General features: G+C 39.1%; 31 protein-coding genes. All 31 read left to right on the forward strand.

Annotation, left to right across the window (positions count from 1 at the left end; translation table 11 throughout):
* The first annotated feature begins 4 nt into the window (after window positions 1–4).
* Complete coding sequence (gene rplC / locus EYB29_RS09665; protein ID WP_026865807.1) at window positions 5–667, forward strand: 50S ribosomal protein L3; 663 nt, start codon at window positions 5–7, stop codon at window positions 665–667.
* Window positions 668–688: 21 nt separating this feature from the next.
* Window positions 689–1,309, forward strand: coding sequence for a 50S ribosomal protein L4 (rplD, locus tag EYB29_RS09670; protein WP_026865806.1), 621 nt, complete (start codon window positions 689–691; stop codon window positions 1,307–1,309).
* A complete protein-coding gene (rplW, locus tag EYB29_RS09675; protein WP_026865805.1) occupies window positions 1,309–1,581 on the forward strand; it encodes a 50S ribosomal protein L23 in 273 nt (90 codons plus the stop codon). The genes rplD and rplW overlap by 1 nt, the downstream gene beginning before the upstream one ends.
* Before the next feature lie 38 nt (window positions 1,582–1,619).
* Window positions 1,620–2,450: a 50S ribosomal protein L2 gene (gene rplB / locus EYB29_RS09680; protein ID WP_026865804.1), complete on the forward strand. Its 831-nt coding sequence runs from the start codon at window positions 1,620–1,622 to the stop codon at window positions 2,448–2,450.
* 54 nt (window positions 2,451–2,504) lie between these two features.
* Window positions 2,505–2,783, forward strand: a complete 279-nt coding sequence (rpsS, locus tag EYB29_RS09685) for a 30S ribosomal protein S19 (RefSeq protein ID WP_026865803.1) — start codon at window positions 2,505–2,507, stop codon at window positions 2,781–2,783.
* Between the two features lie 34 nt (window positions 2,784–2,817).
* Entirely contained in the window at window positions 2,818–3,195 is a 378-nt protein-coding gene (rplV, locus tag EYB29_RS09690) for a 50S ribosomal protein L22 (RefSeq protein WP_026865802.1), read from the forward strand.
* A 21-nt stretch (window positions 3,196–3,216) separates the two neighbouring features.
* Complete coding sequence (gene rpsC / locus EYB29_RS09695) at window positions 3,217–3,858, forward strand: 30S ribosomal protein S3 (RefSeq protein WP_026865801.1); 642 nt, start codon at window positions 3,217–3,219, stop codon at window positions 3,856–3,858.
* A gap of 18 nt (window positions 3,859–3,876) precedes the next feature.
* Window positions 3,877–4,311, forward strand: coding sequence for a 50S ribosomal protein L16 (gene rplP / locus EYB29_RS09700; protein WP_026865800.1), 435 nt, complete (start codon window positions 3,877–3,879; stop codon window positions 4,309–4,311).
* Complete coding sequence (rpmC, locus tag EYB29_RS09705) at window positions 4,301–4,510, forward strand: 50S ribosomal protein L29 (protein WP_026865799.1); 210 nt, start codon at window positions 4,301–4,303, stop codon at window positions 4,508–4,510. Before rplP ends, rpmC begins: the two co-directional genes overlap by 11 nt.
* An 18-nt stretch (window positions 4,511–4,528) precedes the next feature.
* Entirely contained in the window at window positions 4,529–4,792 is a 264-nt protein-coding gene (rpsQ, locus tag EYB29_RS09710; RefSeq protein WP_026865798.1) for a 30S ribosomal protein S17, read from the forward strand.
* A gap of 28 nt (window positions 4,793–4,820) precedes the next feature.
* A complete protein-coding gene (gene rplN, locus EYB29_RS09715; protein ID WP_026865797.1) occupies window positions 4,821–5,189 on the forward strand; it encodes a 50S ribosomal protein L14 in 369 nt (122 codons plus the stop codon).
* A 27-nt stretch (window positions 5,190–5,216) separates the two neighbouring features.
* Entirely contained in the window at window positions 5,217–5,525 is a 309-nt protein-coding gene (gene rplX, locus EYB29_RS09720; protein ID WP_026865796.1) for a 50S ribosomal protein L24, read from the forward strand.
* Between the two features lie 26 nt (window positions 5,526–5,551).
* Complete coding sequence (gene rplE / locus EYB29_RS09725) at window positions 5,552–6,091, forward strand: 50S ribosomal protein L5 (protein ID WP_026865795.1); 540 nt, start codon at window positions 5,552–5,554, stop codon at window positions 6,089–6,091.
* 19 nt (window positions 6,092–6,110) lie between these two features.
* Window positions 6,111–6,296 (forward strand): type Z 30S ribosomal protein S14, encoded by a 186-nt coding sequence (locus EYB29_RS09730; protein ID WP_017547659.1) that lies wholly within the window; start codon window positions 6,111–6,113, stop codon window positions 6,294–6,296.
* Between the two features lie 29 nt (window positions 6,297–6,325).
* Entirely contained in the window at window positions 6,326–6,724 is a 399-nt protein-coding gene (gene rpsH / locus EYB29_RS09735; protein WP_026865794.1) for a 30S ribosomal protein S8, read from the forward strand.
* Window positions 6,725–6,749: 25 nt separating this feature from the next.
* Entirely contained in the window at window positions 6,750–7,286 is a 537-nt protein-coding gene (rplF, locus tag EYB29_RS09740; RefSeq protein WP_026865793.1) for a 50S ribosomal protein L6, read from the forward strand.
* 24 nt (window positions 7,287–7,310) lie between these two features.
* Window positions 7,311–7,673 (forward strand): 50S ribosomal protein L18, encoded by a 363-nt coding sequence (rplR, locus tag EYB29_RS09745; RefSeq protein ID WP_026865792.1) that lies wholly within the window; start codon window positions 7,311–7,313, stop codon window positions 7,671–7,673.
* A 22-nt stretch (window positions 7,674–7,695) separates the two neighbouring features.
* Window positions 7,696–8,199: a 30S ribosomal protein S5 gene (gene rpsE / locus EYB29_RS09750; RefSeq protein WP_026865791.1), complete on the forward strand. Its 504-nt coding sequence runs from the start codon at window positions 7,696–7,698 to the stop codon at window positions 8,197–8,199.
* Between the two features lie 14 nt (window positions 8,200–8,213).
* A complete protein-coding gene (rpmD, locus tag EYB29_RS09755; protein ID WP_026865790.1) occupies window positions 8,214–8,393 on the forward strand; it encodes a 50S ribosomal protein L30 in 180 nt (59 codons plus the stop codon).
* Window positions 8,394–8,420: 27 nt separating this feature from the next.
* Window positions 8,421–8,861 (forward strand): 50S ribosomal protein L15, encoded by a 441-nt coding sequence (gene rplO, locus EYB29_RS09760; protein ID WP_026865789.1) that lies wholly within the window; start codon window positions 8,421–8,423, stop codon window positions 8,859–8,861.
* Entirely contained in the window at window positions 8,861–10,162 is a 1,302-nt protein-coding gene (gene secY / locus EYB29_RS09765) for a preprotein translocase subunit SecY (protein ID WP_026865788.1), read from the forward strand. Before rplO ends, secY begins: the two co-directional genes overlap by 1 nt.
* Window positions 10,163–10,178: 16 nt before the next feature.
* Window positions 10,179–10,826: an adenylate kinase gene (locus EYB29_RS09770; RefSeq protein WP_026865787.1), complete on the forward strand. Its 648-nt coding sequence runs from the start codon at window positions 10,179–10,181 to the stop codon at window positions 10,824–10,826.
* A gap of 138 nt (window positions 10,827–10,964) precedes the next feature.
* Entirely contained in the window at window positions 10,965–11,183 is a 219-nt protein-coding gene (infA, locus tag EYB29_RS09775; RefSeq protein WP_017547668.1) for a translation initiation factor IF-1, read from the forward strand.
* A gap of 30 nt (window positions 11,184–11,213) precedes the next feature.
* Window positions 11,214–11,327, forward strand: a complete 114-nt coding sequence (rpmJ, locus tag EYB29_RS09780; protein WP_003156543.1) for a 50S ribosomal protein L36 — start codon at window positions 11,214–11,216, stop codon at window positions 11,325–11,327.
* Between the two features lie 24 nt (window positions 11,328–11,351).
* Window positions 11,352–11,717, forward strand: a complete 366-nt coding sequence (rpsM, locus tag EYB29_RS09785) for a 30S ribosomal protein S13 (RefSeq protein WP_026865786.1) — start codon at window positions 11,352–11,354, stop codon at window positions 11,715–11,717.
* Window positions 11,718–11,747: 30 nt separating this feature from the next.
* A complete protein-coding gene (gene rpsK, locus EYB29_RS09790; RefSeq protein WP_026865785.1) occupies window positions 11,748–12,137 on the forward strand; it encodes a 30S ribosomal protein S11 in 390 nt (129 codons plus the stop codon).
* A gap of 80 nt (window positions 12,138–12,217) precedes the next feature.
* On the forward strand, window positions 12,218–13,162 hold the full coding sequence (locus EYB29_RS09795; RefSeq protein ID WP_026865784.1) for a DNA-directed RNA polymerase subunit alpha: 945 nt from the start codon (window positions 12,218–12,220) through the stop codon (window positions 13,160–13,162).
* A 19-nt stretch (window positions 13,163–13,181) separates the two neighbouring features.
* Window positions 13,182–13,580: a 50S ribosomal protein L17 gene (rplQ, locus tag EYB29_RS09800; RefSeq protein WP_026865783.1), complete on the forward strand. Its 399-nt coding sequence runs from the start codon at window positions 13,182–13,184 to the stop codon at window positions 13,578–13,580.
* A 147-nt stretch (window positions 13,581–13,727) separates the two neighbouring features.
* On the forward strand, window positions 13,728–14,516 hold the full coding sequence (locus EYB29_RS09805) for an energy-coupling factor transporter ATPase (protein WP_026865782.1): 789 nt from the start codon (window positions 13,728–13,730) through the stop codon (window positions 14,514–14,516).
* On the forward strand, window positions 14,513–15,373 hold the full coding sequence (locus EYB29_RS09810; protein WP_026865781.1) for an energy-coupling factor transporter ATPase: 861 nt from the start codon (window positions 14,513–14,515) through the stop codon (window positions 15,371–15,373). Before EYB29_RS09805 ends, EYB29_RS09810 begins: the two co-directional genes overlap by 4 nt.
* On the forward strand, window positions 15,366–16,163 hold the full coding sequence (locus EYB29_RS09815; protein ID WP_166627145.1) for an energy-coupling factor transporter transmembrane component T family protein: 798 nt from the start codon (window positions 15,366–15,368) through the stop codon (window positions 16,161–16,163). The genes EYB29_RS09810 and EYB29_RS09815 overlap by 8 nt, the downstream gene beginning before the upstream one ends.
* The last annotated feature ends 5 nt before the right edge of the window (window positions 16,164–16,168 follow it).

Here is a 16,168-nt window from a genome sequence, read left to right on the forward strand (position 1 = left end):
TTCGATGACCAAAGGAATCTTAGGTAGAAAAATTGGGATGACTCAAGTTTTCGGTGAAAACGGAGAATTAATCCCTGTAACAGTAGTAGAAGCTGCTGGTAACGTAGTAGTTCAGAAGAAAACAGAAGAAACAGACGGTTATAACGCGATTCAAATCGGTTTTGATGACAAACGCGAATATAACGCGAAAGCAAGAAGTAACAAGTATGCAAACAAAGCAGAAGCAGGCCACGCTAAAGCATCAGGTGCTGCTCCTAAGCGCTTCGTACGTGAATTCAAGAACTTAAACGTAGACGAATTCAACGTAGGTCAAGAAGTCACTGTTGATACATTTGAGACAGGTGATTTTGTAGACGTGACGGGAACTTCTAAAGGTAAAGGTTTCCAAGGTTCTATTAAACGTCACGGCTTTGCACGCGGACCAATGAGCCACGGTTCACGCTACCACAGAAAATCAGGTGCTATGGCGATGGCTGCGAGCCCGTCAAGAGTATTTAAAGGTAAAAAATTACCTGGACAAACTGGTGGTAAAACAATCACAATGCAAAATCTTGAGATTGTACGCGTTGACGCTGACAAAAACGTTATTCTTATCAAAGGTAACGTACCTGGCCCTAGAAAGAGCTTTGTAAAAATCTCATCATCAATTAAAAAAGGTAATAAGTAATAAGGAAGGGAGGATAAACACATGGCAATCGATGTTTTATCAAAAGAAGGAACTAAAGTGAGTTCTATTGAATTAAACCAAGACATTTTTGGTATTGAGCCAAACCAACACGTACTTTTTGAAGCAGTTAACTTACAAAGAGCTTCATTAAGACAAGGTAATCATGCTGTAAAAAACCGCTCTGCAGTTCGCGGTGGTGGTAAAAAACCATTTAGACAAAAAGGTACTGGTAATGCACGTCAAGGTACAATCCGTGCGCCACAATTCCGTGGTGGTGGTGTAGTATTCGGACCAACTAAAAGATCGTATGGTTACAGCATGCCTAAGAAAATGAGAAAACTTGCACTTCGTTCAGCACTTTCAGCTAAAGTGAATGAAGAAGTATTCCAAGTGGTAGATAGCCTAGCAATGGAAGCGCCAAAAACTAAAGAATTCGTAAAAGTTCTTGAAAACCTTGGTGCTGCTAAGAAAGTACTTCTAGTACTTGATACTAAAGACGAAGTTGTTGAAAAATCAGCACGTAACATCCCTGGTGTTAAAGTGTTAACTCCAGCTAGTCTTAACGTACTAGATATCCTATCTGCTAACCATGTGATTTTCACTGAAGGAGCAATCAAAAAAGCAGAGGAGGTACTTGTATAATGGATGCACGCGACATTATCAAGCGCCCAGTAATTACTGAGCGTTCTGCTGACTTAATGTCAGAAGACAAATACACATTTGATGTAGACGTCAGAGCGAACAAAACACAAGTTAAACACGCGATTGAAGAAATCTTCGATGTAACAGTAGATAAAGTTAACATTATGAATGTTAAACCTAAGAAAAAACGTATGGGCCGTTACGAAGGCTATACAAACAGAAGAAGAAAAGCGATTGTAAAACTTAAAGAAGGTTCAATCGAAATCTTCTAATAAATATAAGCACATACCATTAAGGAGGTATAACGAGGATGGCAATTAAAAAATATAAGCCTACCACGAATGGTCGTCGTAATATGACTGGTTTAGATTTCGCTGAAATCACTTCAACGACTCCTGAACGTTCATTATTACAGCCGCTTCCGAAAAAAGCGGGACGCAACAACCAAGGTAAAATCACAGTGCGTCACCAAGCAGGCGGACACAAACGTCATTATAGAATTATTGACTTCAAACGTAATAAAGATGGAATTCCTGCAAAAGTTAAAACGATAGAGTACGATCCAAACCGTTCAGCTAACATTGCGTTAGTTGCTTATGCAGATGGTGAAAAGAGATACATTCTTGCACCAAAAGGACTTAAAGTTGGTACTGAACTTATGAGTGGTGCTGATGCGGATATTAAAGTAGGTAACACATTAGTACTTTCTGATATCCCAATGGGTACTACAATTCACAACATTGAACTTAAACCAGGTGCCGGCGGTCAAATCGCTCGCTCTGCAGGTGCAAGTGCACAGTTACTAGGTAAAGAAGGTAAATATGCACTAGTTAAATTAACTTCAGGTGAAGTACGTATGATCCTACTTGATTGCCGTGCAACAATCGGTCAAGTTGGTAACGAGCAACACGAACTTGTTAACGTTGGTAAAGCCGGACGTTCTAGATGGAAAGGTAAACGCCCTACAGTACGTGGTTCTGTAATGAACCCTAACGACCACCCACACGGTGGTGGTGAAGGTAGAGCACCAATCGGTCGTCCATCTCCAGTTTCACCTTGGGGTAAACCTACGCTTGGTAAGAAAACTCGTAAAGGTAAGAACCGTTCTAACAAATTAATCGTTAGAGGACGTAAAAAATAAATGAGTTAAGTGTGCGGATTTACTCCGCACGCATTATTGGAAGGAGGCGCCTACATGGCACGCAGTCTTAAAAAAGGACCTTTCGTCGACCAACACCTTATGAACAAGGTTGAGGCTCAAAACGAAGGTAACAAAAAAAGTGTAATTAAAACATGGTCACGCCGTTCAACAGTATTCCCGAACTTTATCGGACATACAATTGCAGTATACGACGGACGTAAACATGTACCTGTGTACATCACAGAAGATATGGTTGGCCACAAACTTGGTGAATTCGCACCAACAAGAACGTTTAAAGGTCACGCAGCTGACGACAAGAAAACAAGAAGATAAACACTAACCATATGCGGTAAAGGAGGAAAGACTCATGCAATCAAAAGCTGTTGCTAGAACTGTGAGAATCGCACCACGTAAAGTACGTCTTATTGCTGACTTAGTAAGAGGTAAAGAAGTTGGAGAAGCGATCTCAATCTTAAAACTTACAAACAAGAGATCTTCACCGGTAGTGGAGAAATTAGTTAAATCTGCAGTTGCTAACGCAGAACATAACTACGATATGGATATCGATAACTTGTATATTTCTGAAATCTTTGCAGATGAAGGACCAACGCTTAAAAGATTCCGTCCACGTGCTCAAGGCCGTGCTTCTAAGATCAACAAGCGCACTAGTCATATCACTGTAGTTGTAAAAGAATATGCTGATGAAGTAGATACTGAAGAAAATCAAGAAGTAGAGAACGCTTAATAATATAAGGAGGTAATTAACTTGGGCCAAAAGATAAATCCAATTGGGTTTCGTGTAGGTGTCATCCGTGACTGGGAAGCAAACTGGTACGCTGACAAAAATTTCTCAACTCTATTACACGAAGACTTAAAGATTCGTAAATATATCGAGACTAATCTCAAAGATGCATCAATTTCTAAAGTAGAAATCGAACGTGCTGCAAACCGAGTTAACATTGCATTGCACACAGGTAAACCAGGTATGGTAATCGGTAAAGGTGGTAGCGAGATCAACAAAACTCGTACAGCTCTAACTAACCTAACTGGCAAGAAAGTTCATATCAATGTTATTGAAATCAAGAAAGTTGATATGGATGCTAAACTTGTTGCTGAAAACATTGCACGTCAATTAGAAAACCGTGTTTCATTCAGAAGAGCACAAAAACAAGCGCTACAAAGAGCAATCAAATCTGGCGCTAAAGGAATCAAAACTCAAGTATCAGGGCGTTTAGGCGGTGCAGATATCGCACGTGCTGAAGGCTACAGTGAAGGAACAGTTCCACTTCATACACTTCGTGCAGACATTGACTACGCACACGAAGAAGCAGACACTACTTACGGTAAACTAGGTGTCAAAGTATGGATCTACCGTGGAGAAGTTCTTCCTACAAAGAATAATAAATAAGTAAGGAGGAAAATTGGAATGTTATTACCAAAAAGAGTAAAATACCGTCGTCAGCACCGTCCGGATACTAAAGGACGTTCAAAAGGCGGAAATCAAGTAAGTTTTGGTGAATACGGGCTACAAGCTACAACAACATCTTGGATTACTGCAAGACAAATTGAGTCAGCGCGTATTGCAATGACACGTTACATGAAACGTGGCGGTAAAGTATGGATCAACATCTTCCCGCACACGCCATATACAAAGAAACCTTTAGAAGTACGTATGGGATCTGGTAAAGGGGCAATCGAAGGATGGATTGCAGTTGTAAAACCAGGCCGTATTATGTTTGAAGTTGCAGGTGTTCAAGAAGAGGTTGCTAAAGAAGCACTTCGTCTTGCGAGCCACAAACTTCCAGTTAAAACTAAGATCGTTAAACGTGAAGAATTAGGTGGTGATACGAATGAAAGCTAAAGAAATCCGTGATTTAACGAATTCTGAAATTGAATCAAATGTCAAAGAATTGAAAGAAGAACTTTTCAATCTGCGCTTTCAGCTAGCTACAGGTCAGCTAGAGAACACTGCTCGTATCAAAGAAGTTAGAAAAACTATCGCTAGAATGAAAACGACGGTTCGTGAAAGAGAGATTGCAGAAGCACAAGCGAATCAATAATTAGAGGAGGTCCAAATCGTGGAAGAGAAAAACGAACGTAAAGTTCTCCAGGGCCGCGTAGTATCCGACAAAATGGATAAAACAGTAACGGTACTCGTTGAAACTTACAAAAAACACCCGATCATCGGTAAACGTGTTAGATATTCTAAGAAATACAAAGCACATGACCAAAACAATACAGCGAAAATGGGCGACATCGTAAGAATTGAGGCTACACGTCCATTATCAGCGACTAAACGATTCCGTCTTGTTGAAATCGTTAAAGAGTCTGTAATTATATAATACTTGAAACAGAAGGAGGGAATCACGCATGATTCAGTCAGAAAGCCGCTTAAAAGTTGCTGACAACTCTGGTGCTCGTGAAGTACTTACAATCAAAGTACTTGGTGGTACTGGTCGTAAAACAGCTAACATCGGTGACGTAATTGTTGCAACTGTTAAAAATGCAACACCAGGTGGTGTTGTCAAAAAAGGTGAAGTTGTAAAAGCTGTCATCGTTAGAACAAAAACAGGTATCCGTCGTGAAGATGGTTCATATATTAAATTCGATGAGAACGCATGCGTAATCATCCGTGATGATAAAGGTCCAAGAGGTACTCGTATTTTCGGACCAGTTGCTCGTGAACTTCGCGAAGGTAACTTCATGAAGATTATCTCATTAGCACCAGAAGTACTATAATCTTAATCCGAAGGAGGTGCGACAACTATGCACGTAAAAACAGGTGACCAAGTCATTGTAATCAGCGGGAAAGACAAAGGTAAAAAAGGGAATGTATTAAAAGCAATTCCTGGAGAAGACCGTGTCATTGTTGAAAATGTAAACATCGTTAAGAAACACCAGAAGCCATCTCAAATGAACCCAGAAGGTGGGATTCTAGAGGTAGAAGCGCCAATTCATGTTTCTAACGTTATGCACGTTGACCCTGAATCAGGTGAACGCACTCGTATCCGTCATGAAATCAAAGATGGTAAAAAAGTGAAGATCGCTGTGAAATCAGGTAAAGAAATTAAATAAGGTTCAAACGGAAGGAGGTCACATAAATGGCACGTTTAAAAGATAGATACAATGAAACAATTAAACAAGAATTAGTAAATAAATTTAATTACACTTCTGTAATGCAAGCACCAAAAATCGAAAAAATCGTTGTTAATATGGGTGTTGGTGACGCTGTGCAAAACGCAAAAGTACTCGACACAGCTGTTGAGGAATTAACTGCAATCACAGGTCAAAAACCAGTTATCACTAAAGCAAAAAAATCTATCGCTACTTTCCGTCTTCGTGAAGGTATGCCGATCGGTGCTAAAGTAACACTACGTGGAGAAAGAATGTATGAATTCCTAGACAAATTAATCTCGGTTTCACTTCCACGTGTAAGAGACTTTAGAGGTATTTCTAAAAAGGCATTTGATGGCCGCGGAAACTACACGCTAGGTGTTAAAGAACAGCTTATCTTCCCTGAAATTGACTACGATAAAGTATCAAAAGTACGCGGTATGGATATTGTAATTGTAACAACAGCTAACACGGACGAAGAAGCTCGTGAACTGCTAACACAATTCGGTATGCCGTTCCAAAAGTAAGATCTAAGGAGGCGAAATAGTGGCTAAAAAATCAATGATTGCTAAACAGCAAAAAGAACAAAAATTCAAAGTTAGAGAATATACACGTTGTGAAAGATGTGGACGTCCACACTCAGTAATTCGTAAATTCAAGCTTTGCCGTATCTGTTTCCGAGAACTTGCTTACAAAGGGCAAATTCCTGGCGTTAAAAAAGCAAGCTGGTAAGAAACATTATTCGAAAGGAGGCAACTTAAATGACAGTGTCAGATCCAATTGCAGATATGCTAACACGCATTAGAAATGCGAACATTGTTAGACATGAAACTTTAGAAATCCCTGCATCAAACATTAAGAAAGAAATTGCAGGTATCTTAAAAACTGAAGGTTTTGTAAAAAACGTAGAATTTATCGAGGATGATAAGCAAGGTATTATCCGCGTATTCATGAAATACTCAAACGATAGCGAACGCGTTATCACTGGTTTAAAACGTATTTCTAAACCTGGACTACGTGTTTATGCTAAGAGAGAAGAGTTACCAAGAGTACTTAACGGTCTTGGAATTGCGCTTATCTCTACTTCAGAAGGTGTGCTTACAGACAAAGAAGCACGTAAAAGAAATCTTGGCGGGGAAGTTCTCGCATACGTTTGGTAATTAATATTATAGGAGGTGCAAAGTAATGAGTCGTGTTGGTAAACGTCTTATTGACATTCCAAGTGATGTAACTATCGACATCAAGGGTAATACTATTACTGTTAAAGGCCCTAAAGGTGAACTAGTTAACACATTCAATGAAGAAATGACATACAATCTTGAAGATACTACACTAGAAGTAGTACGCCCAAGTGATTCTAAAGAACACCGTACAGTACACGGTACTACTCGTGCACTTATCAACAACATGGTTGAAGGTGTTTCACAAGGTTTTGTAAAAGAACTTGAACTAATCGGAGTTGGTTATCGTGCACAAATGCAAGGTAATAAACTTTCATTAAACGTTGGTTTATCTCACCCTGTTGAGTTTGAAACAGGTGAAAACCTTCAGATTTCTGTAGAAGGTAACACTAACATCAAAATCGAAGGTATTAATAAAGAGGAAGTTGGAGCTTTAGCTTCAAACATCCGTAGTGTACGTCCACCAGAACCTTATAAAGGTAAAGGTATTCGCTATAAAGGTGAACTTGTTCGCCGTAAAGAAGGTAAAACTGGTAAATAATAAATAAGTGAGGAGTGACCATCAATGATCGCGAAAATTGACAAGAATAAAGTTCGTCAAAAAAGACATGGCCGCGTGCGTAACATGCTTTCAGGCACAACTGAAAGACCACGTTTAAATGTTTATCGTTCAAACAAGCATATCTATGCTCAATTAATTGATGACACTGCGCAAATTACACTTGCAAGCGCATCTACACAAGATCCAGAGTTCAAAGGTGAACTAGGTTCTAACGTGGAAGCAGCTAAAGAAGTCGGTGCTCTTATTGCAACTCGTGCAAAAGACAAAGGTTTCGAAAAAGTAGTATTTGACCGTGGTGGATATTTATATCATGGACGTGTGAAAGCATTAGCTGATGCAGCACGTGAAAACGGACTGGATTTCTAATAAAAAAGGAGGGACAATAAACATGGCTTACAAGAAAGAAGAGAAAGTACAAGAATTTGAAGAGCGCGTTGTGACAATCAACCGTATCGCAAAAGTTGTTAAAGGTGGACGTCGTTTCCGTTTCTCAGCTTTAGTAGTAGTTGGTGACAGAAAAGGTCGCGTAGGTTTCGGTACAGGTAAAGCCCAAGAGGTACCTGAAGCAATTAAAAAAGCAATCGAAGCTGCGAAGAAAGATCTTATTGAAGTACCTATCGTTAACGGTACAATTCCACACGAAATTAAAGGTCGTTTCTCATCAGGTAACGTATTCATGAAACCTGCTGCTCCTGGTACAGGGGTTATCGCTGGTGGTCCAGTACGTGCCGTACTTGAACTTGCAGGTGTTACTGACATCCTAAGCAAGTCATTAGGTGCGAATACACCAATTAACGTTGTTCGTGCAACACTTACAGGCTTAACTGAACTTAAAGATGTTAAAGAAGTGGCTAAGCTTAGAGATAAAACTGTAGAAGAGATTCTAAACTAAGGAGGGAATAGTCAATGGCAAAAGTGAAAGTTACCCTCACTAAAAGTATTATTGGTAAACCTGAAACTCAAAGACAAACAGTTGCGTCATTAGGTATTAAGAAAATGCATCAAACTGTTGAACACGAAGATACACCTCAACTTAGAGGTCAGATTGCCAAAGTTAGTCATTTAGTTACAGTAGAAGAAATTTAATGATAAAATGATATAGGAGGTGCGAAGATGAAATTACACGAACTTAAACCAGTTGAAGGCGCGCGTAACAAACGTAACAGAGTAGGGCGCGGTATGTCATCAGGTAACGGTAAGACATCTGGTCGTGGTCACAACGGACAAAAATCACGTTCTGGTGGTAAAGTGAGCCTTACTTTCGAAGGTGGTCAATTACCATTATTCCGTAGTATTCCTAAACGCGGTTTTACAAACATTAACCGTAAAGAATACGCAGTTGTCAATGTTGATTCACTAAACCGTTTCGACAATGGTACAGAAGTAACACCTGAACTCTTAGTTGAGACAGGTCTTGTTAAAAATGAAAAAGCTGGAATTAAAATTCTTGGTAACGGTAGCCTTGATAAGAAATTAACTGTAAAAGCGCACAAATTTTCTAGTTCAGCTAAAGAAGCTATTGAGCAACAAGGCGGAACTCATGAGGTGATCTAATGATCGGCAAGATATCGAATTTCTTTAAAATTAAAGAAATACGTAATAAGATACTTTTTACTTTGGCCATGCTGATTATCTTTAAGATAGGAACTTATATTCCTGTTCCAGGCGTTGACCCTAGCGTATTTGACACGGGTGCTTCTAGTGGAGGCGTCCTGGACTTAATGAATACGTTCGGTGGTGGCGCGCTGAGTAACTTCTCTATTCTCGCAATGGGGATTATGCCGTATATCACAGCATCAATTGTTACTCAGTTGTTACAGATGGATATAGTGCCAAAGTTTGCTGAGTGGGCAAGACAGGGCGAAGTTGGCCGTAAGAAACTTGCTCAGTTTACAAGGTATTTCACGATCGTTTTAGCTTTTATTCAAGCAATTGGTATGTCTTTCGCATTTAACCAAATGTTCGGAGGCGCACTTATTGAAAATAACAACATTGGATCGTACTTGCTGATCGCATTAATCTTAACAACAGGAACTGCCTTCCTTTTATGGATGGGTGAGTTAATCACATCTCACGGTGTAGGTAATGGTATTTCAATCATTATCTTTGCGGGGATACTTGGTGCTTTACCAAGTTCATTGATTCAATTGTTCCAGTCTAGATTTACTGGCACATCGGATACGACAATGGCGGTTCTGCAAATTGCAGGTTTAGTAATATTCCTATTATTACTCACAGCCTTTGCGGTGTTTATCTTACAAGCAATTCGTAAAATCCCAATTCAGTACGCAAAAGGTCAAAGAAATGCAGGTTCACAGCTTGCACCACAAGCAACTTTCTTACCATTGAAAGTGAATCCAGCAGGTGTTATCCCGGTAATCTTTGCCATGGCATTCTTAATGATGCCACAGACGTTAACACTATTCTTCCCAGATGCTAACTGGGCACAGACTGTCGCAAGATTTGCTGACCCATCTGATTGGGTAGGAATGATCTTTTACGTTGTTCTAATTATTGCATTTGCTTACTTCTATTCATTTGTGCAAGTGAACCCAGAGAAAATGGCTGACAACTTGAAAAAACAAGGTAGCTATATTCCGGGTATCCGACCGGGTAAAAATACTCAGGATTATATCACTTCAGTACTATATAGATTAGTATTTGTTGGCTCATTATTCCTAGCAGGTATTTCAATCTTGCCACTGTTGATTACTAAGTTTATGGATTTACCACAAGCGATTCAAATCGGCGGTACAAGTCTACTCATCGTTATCGGTGTTGCACTTGAAACGATGAAACAACTCGAAGCACAAGCGAATCAGAGGGAATATCGTGGATTTAGAAAGCGCAGATAAGCAGGAGGAAATATAGATGAATATTATTATTATGGGCTTGCCAGGTGCCGGTAAAGGCACTCAAGCTGCCAAGATAATTAAGAAACATTCAATTCCTCATATCTCTACGGGAGACATGTTCCGACTCGCTATTAAAAACGAGACGGATTTAGGGAAACAAGCTAAAGAATTTATGGATCAAGGTGAACTTGTTCCTGACGAAGTAACAATCGGTATCGTCAAAGAGCGCCTATCTCAAAGTGATGCTAAAGGTGGCTTCTTGTTAGATGGTTTCCCAAGAACTGTTGAACAAGCTGAAGCCCTTAATAAGATTATGGAAGAGTTAGGTTCTCAGATCGACCAAACGATTTACGTCGAGGTGCCTGAAGAAGAGTTAATGAATAGACTGACAGGTAGACGCATCTGTGAAACTTGCGGAGCAACTTATCACCTCGTGTTTAACCCACCTAAAACAGAGGGTATCTGTGATTTAGATGGCGGTAAACTTTACCAACGCGAAGATGATAATCCTGAAACTGTTCAGAACCGTCTTGAAGTTAATGTTAAACAAACAGCACCGCTTTTAGATTTCTATAAAGAACTTGGAGTTCTGTCTACTGTAGATGGCTCAAAAGATATAGAAGAAGTATTCGAGGAAATCGATGAAATTCTTAATGACTTATAGAGATATTCACCTTCGCAGCCTTTAGGTGAATGTTTATTGTCTATATGTATACGAGTGAGTCGTTATTAGACGTAGTGAATCGTCACCTAGAGCAAATTTCGAATACGGAATTGAAATGCTGTATAAGGAGGATAAAAAGTGAGTAAACAAGATGTAATTGAACTGGAAGGTACAGTGCTTGATACTTTACCAAATGCAATGTTCAAAGTAGAATTAGAAAATGGTCATGAGATCTTAGCTCATGTATCAGGTAAAATTCGTATGAACTATATACGCATACTTCCTGGTGATAAGGTAACAGTTGAAATGTCACCATATGACTTAACACGTGGCAGAATCACTTATCGTTTTAAATAAGAGACTCCATATTCTAAGGAGGTAAAAAACATGAAAGTAAGACCATCAGTTAAACCTATCTGTGAGAAATGTAAAGTTATCCGCAGAAAAGGAAAAGTAATGGTAATCTGTGAAAACCCTAAACACAAACAAAAACAAGGTTAATATATAATTTGGAGGTGCAAAAATATGGCTCGTATTGCAGGAGTTGACGTACCACGTGACAAACGTGTTGTAATTTCTTTAACTTACGTATACGGTATTGGACCAAGCACAGCTGCTAAAATTTTAGCTGAAGCTTCAGTTGATGAAAGTACTCGTGTTAAAGACCTTACTGAAGATGAATTAAACAAGATCCGTGAAGTCGTTGATGGTTACAAAGTTGAAGGTGACTTACGCCGTGAAACAAACCTTAACGTTAAACGCTTAATGGAAATTGGATCATACAAAGGTATGCGTCACCGTCGTGGCTTGCCTGTTAATGGTCAAAAGACTAAAAACAATGCAAGAACACGTAAAGGACCAATCAAAACAGTAGCGAACAAGAAGAAATAAATAGCTTACTTTAGTAAAGGAGGATAACAAATGGCTCGCAAACAAACTAGTCGTAAACGCAGAGTGAAAAAGAATGTCGAAGCAGGAATTGCACATATCCGTTCAACATTTAATAATACAATCGTAACAATCACTGACGAGTTCGGTAATGCCTTATCATGGTCATCTGCTGGTGCCTTAGGTTTTAAAGGTTCTAAAAAATCTACACCTTTCGCAGCACAAATGGCTTCTGAAACAGCATCTAAAGCAGCGATGGAACACGGTCTTAAAACTGTAGAAGTTACAGTAAAAGGTCCTGGTGCGGGACGTGAAGCAGCAATCAGAGCACTTCAATCTGCTGGTCTTGAGATTACAGCTATTAAAGACGTAACTCCAGTTCCACACAATGGTTGCCGTCCACCTAAACGCCGCCGTGTATAATAATTATTTAATCGCTTAAGTAGTTGGGAACAATATAATTTTCTAATATTTTCGGCGTTTAAAGGGAGGATATGTTACACATGATCGAAATCGAGAAACCTAGAATTGAGACAGTAGAAGTATCGGAAGATTCTAAGTTTGGTAAGTTTGTTGTAGAACCTTTGGAAAGAGGTTATGGAACAACACTTGGGAACTCCTTGCGTCGCATTCTTTTATCATCATTACCAGGTGCGGCAGTTAAGACGATTGAAATAGAAAATGTACTTCATGAGTTTTCGACAATCGACAATGTTGTTGAAGACGTGACTACAATTATTACCAACATCAAGAGCCTGGCACTGAAAATCTACTCTGAAGATGAGAAAACTTTAGAAATTGATTTCAGCGGTGAAGGTGTCGTTACTGCAGCTGATATCACTCATGATAGTGATGTTGAAATTTTAAACAGAGATCTTAAGATTGCAACAGTATCTAAAGGTGGAAGCTTGAAATTACGCATGACTGCTGATAGTGGTAGAGGTTACACACTTGCAGATGGCAACAATAAAGCTGACATGCCAATTGGTGTAATTCCAATCGACTCTATCTACACACCGATAGAACGTGCGAATTATACGGTTGAAAATACACGTGTAGGACAAAGTACAAACTTCGATAAACTTACTTTAGACGTATGGACAGATGGTTCAATTACGCCTCAAGAAGCTGTATCATTAGGTGCTAAAATTCTAACTGAACACTTAAACATCTTTGTTGGTCTGACTGATGAAGCTCAAAATGCTGAAATCATGATCGAAAAAGAAGAAAATCAGAAAGAAAAAGTACTTGAGATGTCAATTGAAGAGCTTGACTTGTCAGTACGCTCATACAACTGTCTAAAACGTGCTGGTATCAACTCTGTTCAGGAACTCACTGATAAAACAGAAGCTGATATGATGAAAGTACGTAACTTAGGACGTAAGTCACTTGAAGAAGTTAAATTTAAACTTGAAGACTTAGGCTTAGGTCTACAGAAAGAAGACTAGTCATAAAGGAGGAGAAATAATGGGTTACAGAAAACTTGGACGTACATCTGACCAAAGAAAATCAATGTTACGCGACTTAGCGACGTCTTTAATCGTTAGTGAAAGAATCACTACAACTGAAGACCGTGCTAAAGAACTTCGTAAATTAGCTGACCGTCTTGTTACACTTGGTAAAAAAGGCGACTTAGCAGCTAAAAGACGTGCTGGTCAAACTGTACGCAACGTAGAAATCATCAATGAAGATGGTTCAACAAGTTATGCACTTCAAAAGTTATTTGAAGATATCGCTCCACGTTTTGCTGATCGTCAAGGTGGTTATACAAGCATTAAGAAACTTGGTAGCCGTCGCGGTGACGGAGCTGAACTTGTAATTATTGAATTCGTAGAAGGCGCTCCAGTTACAACTGAAGAAGCGTAAATTCTTAAAAGCAGAGTGAGTGTTATGATGATGAGCCCATCAGGGCTCTTTCGTCTAGCTCGACGTATCCTGCAGTAAATAATCAGTGCGCGACTCTTATTGCAGGGTACGCGCTTTTTTTACATAAATTTTTAAAGGAGTGGAGATATGATTAAACTAGAGAATGTCGCTTTTAAGTATAGAGAAGAAGAAGCATATGCTCTTGATCATATCTCCATTAACTTTGAAAAAGGAAAGTGGACATCGATTATCGGGCATAATGGTTCTGGTAAAAGTTCGCTTGTTAAAGTCCTGATGGGGATTACAGAGTCCTATGAAGGCAACATATATATAGATGGTAAACAGTTAAATAATGATAATATGAAAGACTTGCGTAGTCGTTTTGCAATTGTGTTTCAGAATCCTGATAATCAATTTGTTGGTGCGACAGTGGAAGATGATGTCGCTTTTGGTTTAGAGAATATGGGCATAGAAAGAGAAGAAATGATTGAACGAACAGACTATGCCTTAAAGTTAGTTGACATGCTTGATTTTAAAAAACATGAACCACATCGTTTATCAGGTGGTCAAAAACAAAGAATTGCGATCGCGGGAGCCTTGGCTATGAAACCTGAGGTCCTCATCCTTGATGAGGCAACTTCTATGTTAGATCCAAAAGGCAGACAAGAAGTGCTGAGCATACTTTGTGATTTACATGAACGGTTGGAGACGACCATTATATATATCACCCATGATCTGACTGAAATTTATAGAAGTGACAAGGTCGTTGTTATGAACCAAGGAAAAGCAGTTGCTGAGGGTAGCATTGATGAAATCTACAGGGACAAAGAGCTGCTAAAAGAAAGCAACCTGAAGGTGCCTTATACAATGGAACTATCAGAAGCACTTTTAGATGGGACTTACCTGACGCATGAAATGTTGGTGGACCGCCTATGATTATAGATTTTCATAAAGTGAGTGTAGTATATAATCCGAAATCCCCATTTGAGTTCAGAGCTTTAAAACAGATTGAAACGTCTTTTGAAAAAGGTAAGTTCTATGGATTAATTGGTCATACAGGTAGTGGTAAGTCGACTTTAATTCAAACAATGAATGGTTTGATTTTACCGACAACAGGTGACTTAAATGTTGATGGCATTAAGCTTTCTAAGAAGACCAAGCAAAAGGTAATTCATGAAGCTAAAATGAAAGTGGGTATGGTGTTTCAGTTTCCGGAGCATCAATTGTTTGAAAGTACAGTCTTAAAAGATGTCATGTTTGGACCGATGAATATGGGAGCGAGTGAAGAAGAAGCAAGAGAAAAGGCACTTCAATACTTAGAACTCCTCCGCGTACCAGAAACACTCTATGAGCGTAGTCCGTTTGAATTATCTGGTGGACAGATGAGAAAAGTAGCGATTGCGGGAATTCTCTCTATGGAACCAGATATTCTAATTTTAGATGAACCTACAGCCGGCCTAGACCCGGTGAGTCATGATGAGACAATGCGATTATTTAACGATGTCTTCAACAAGATTGATGTGACTGTTATTTTGATAACGCACGATATGGATGATGTATTAGAGTATACAGATGCCGTTAAGGTGATGGATCAAGGAGAACTAGTTAGAGAAGGAAAAACGACAGATATTTTAACCGATGAAAGCTTTATGACAGCTTACAATCTTGAAATACCACATATTATTAGATTGACTAAGGACCTCGAGAAAAAAGGGGTATATCTTAAAGAAATCCCTTTAAATACTAAGGACTTTATTTCTCTCTATAAAGAGTGGAGGGATAGTCATGCTTAGTTCAATGTTACTTGGTCGGTATATTCCTGGTGAGAGTGTGATTCACCGCTTAGATCCTAGGGCTAAGTTGATTTCAGTTATTCTTTTTATGATTATTGTATTCTTTGCAAAAGATTGGCTAGGATACGGCATACTCATACTTTTTGTACTGGCTGTGACTAAACTTGCCGGCTTATCAGTTCGCTTCCTCTTCAATGGTTTAAAACTCGTTTTGATACTGTTGATATTCACCTTCTTAATGCATATATTCTTAACCAAGGGTGGTACTATACTTGTTGACGGTGGCTTCTTTACGATAGAATCCAACGGTCTGATTACCGGGATTTATATTACAATTCGACTTGCTCTACTAGTGGTTATCACTACACTGATGACCTTAACGACGAGTCCAATAGAATTAACAGATGCTATAGAAAAACTATGTAAACCGTTAAAAGCAGTTAAGATACCTGTTCATGAAATCGCCATGATGATGTCCATCTCATTACGTTTCATTCCAACTCTAATGGATGAAACAGAGAAAATCATTAAAGCACAAAGTGCCCGTGGGTCTACTTTTATGACGGGAAGTCTAAAATCAAGAATCACAGCCTTAGTGCCGATATTCATTCCCTTATTCATGTCTGCCTTTAAACGTGCAGATGAGATGGCAATTGCTATGGAAGTGAGAGGCTACAAGGGTGAAGAAGGACGAACACACTACAGAGTATTAAATTGGCAGTTAAAAGATACGGTCGCCATTATTATTCTCTTAATATTAGGATTGATATTATTATGGGTAAGGCAGTGAATAAA

Origin of the sequence: Jeotgalicoccus sp. S0W5 (assembly GCF_011634875.1) — a bacterium.
Lineage (GTDB): Bacteria > Bacillota > Bacilli > Staphylococcales > Salinicoccaceae > Jeotgalicoccus > Jeotgalicoccus marinus.

Excerpts from the sequence above, each read along its gene's own strand:
- rplC (WP_026865807.1), top strand. The coding sequence starts at position 5 with ATGACCAAAGGAATCTTAGGTAGAAAAATTGGGATGACTCAAGTTTTC.
- rplD (WP_026865806.1), top strand. The coding sequence starts at position 689 with ATGGCAATCGATGTTTTATCAAAAGAAGGAACTAAAGTGAGTTCTATT.
- rplW (WP_026865805.1), top strand. The coding sequence starts at position 1,309 with ATGGATGCACGCGACATTATCAAGCGCCCAGTAATTACTGAGCGTTCT.
- rplB (WP_026865804.1), top strand. The coding sequence starts at position 1,620 with ATGGCAATTAAAAAATATAAGCCTACCACGAATGGTCGTCGTAATATG.
- rpsS (WP_026865803.1), top strand. The coding sequence starts at position 2,505 with ATGGCACGCAGTCTTAAAAAAGGACCTTTCGTCGACCAACACCTTATG.
- rplV (WP_026865802.1), top strand. The coding sequence starts at position 2,818 with ATGCAATCAAAAGCTGTTGCTAGAACTGTGAGAATCGCACCACGTAAA.
- rplP (WP_026865800.1), top strand. The coding sequence starts at position 3,877 with ATGTTATTACCAAAAAGAGTAAAATACCGTCGTCAGCACCGTCCGGAT.
- rpmC (WP_026865799.1), top strand. The coding sequence starts at position 4,301 with ATGAAAGCTAAAGAAATCCGTGATTTAACGAATTCTGAAATTGAATCA.
- rplN (WP_026865797.1), top strand. The coding sequence starts at position 4,821 with ATGATTCAGTCAGAAAGCCGCTTAAAAGTTGCTGACAACTCTGGTGCT.
- rplX (WP_026865796.1), top strand. The coding sequence starts at position 5,217 with ATGCACGTAAAAACAGGTGACCAAGTCATTGTAATCAGCGGGAAAGAC.
- rplE (WP_026865795.1), top strand. The coding sequence starts at position 5,552 with ATGGCACGTTTAAAAGATAGATACAATGAAACAATTAAACAAGAATTA.
- rpsH (WP_026865794.1), top strand. The coding sequence starts at position 6,326 with ATGACAGTGTCAGATCCAATTGCAGATATGCTAACACGCATTAGAAAT.
- rplF (WP_026865793.1), top strand. The coding sequence starts at position 6,750 with ATGAGTCGTGTTGGTAAACGTCTTATTGACATTCCAAGTGATGTAACT.
- rplR (WP_026865792.1), top strand. The coding sequence starts at position 7,311 with ATGATCGCGAAAATTGACAAGAATAAAGTTCGTCAAAAAAGACATGGC.
- rpsE (WP_026865791.1), top strand. The coding sequence starts at position 7,696 with ATGGCTTACAAGAAAGAAGAGAAAGTACAAGAATTTGAAGAGCGCGTT.
- rpmD (WP_026865790.1), top strand. The coding sequence starts at position 8,214 with ATGGCAAAAGTGAAAGTTACCCTCACTAAAAGTATTATTGGTAAACCT.
- rplO (WP_026865789.1), top strand. The coding sequence starts at position 8,421 with ATGAAATTACACGAACTTAAACCAGTTGAAGGCGCGCGTAACAAACGT.
- secY (WP_026865788.1), top strand. The coding sequence starts at position 8,861 with ATGATCGGCAAGATATCGAATTTCTTTAAAATTAAAGAAATACGTAAT.
- EYB29_RS09770 (WP_026865787.1), top strand. The coding sequence starts at position 10,179 with ATGAATATTATTATTATGGGCTTGCCAGGTGCCGGTAAAGGCACTCAA.
- rpmJ (WP_003156543.1), top strand. The coding sequence starts at position 11,214 with ATGAAAGTAAGACCATCAGTTAAACCTATCTGTGAGAAATGTAAAGTT.
- rpsM (WP_026865786.1), top strand. The coding sequence starts at position 11,352 with ATGGCTCGTATTGCAGGAGTTGACGTACCACGTGACAAACGTGTTGTA.
- rpsK (WP_026865785.1), top strand. The coding sequence starts at position 11,748 with ATGGCTCGCAAACAAACTAGTCGTAAACGCAGAGTGAAAAAGAATGTC.
- EYB29_RS09795 (WP_026865784.1), top strand. The coding sequence starts at position 12,218 with ATGATCGAAATCGAGAAACCTAGAATTGAGACAGTAGAAGTATCGGAA.
- rplQ (WP_026865783.1), top strand. The coding sequence starts at position 13,182 with ATGGGTTACAGAAAACTTGGACGTACATCTGACCAAAGAAAATCAATG.
- EYB29_RS09805 (WP_026865782.1), top strand. The coding sequence starts at position 13,728 with ATGATTAAACTAGAGAATGTCGCTTTTAAGTATAGAGAAGAAGAAGCA.
- EYB29_RS09810 (WP_026865781.1), top strand. The coding sequence starts at position 14,513 with ATGATTATAGATTTTCATAAAGTGAGTGTAGTATATAATCCGAAATCC.
- EYB29_RS09815 (WP_166627145.1), top strand. The coding sequence starts at position 15,366 with ATGCTTAGTTCAATGTTACTTGGTCGGTATATTCCTGGTGAGAGTGTG.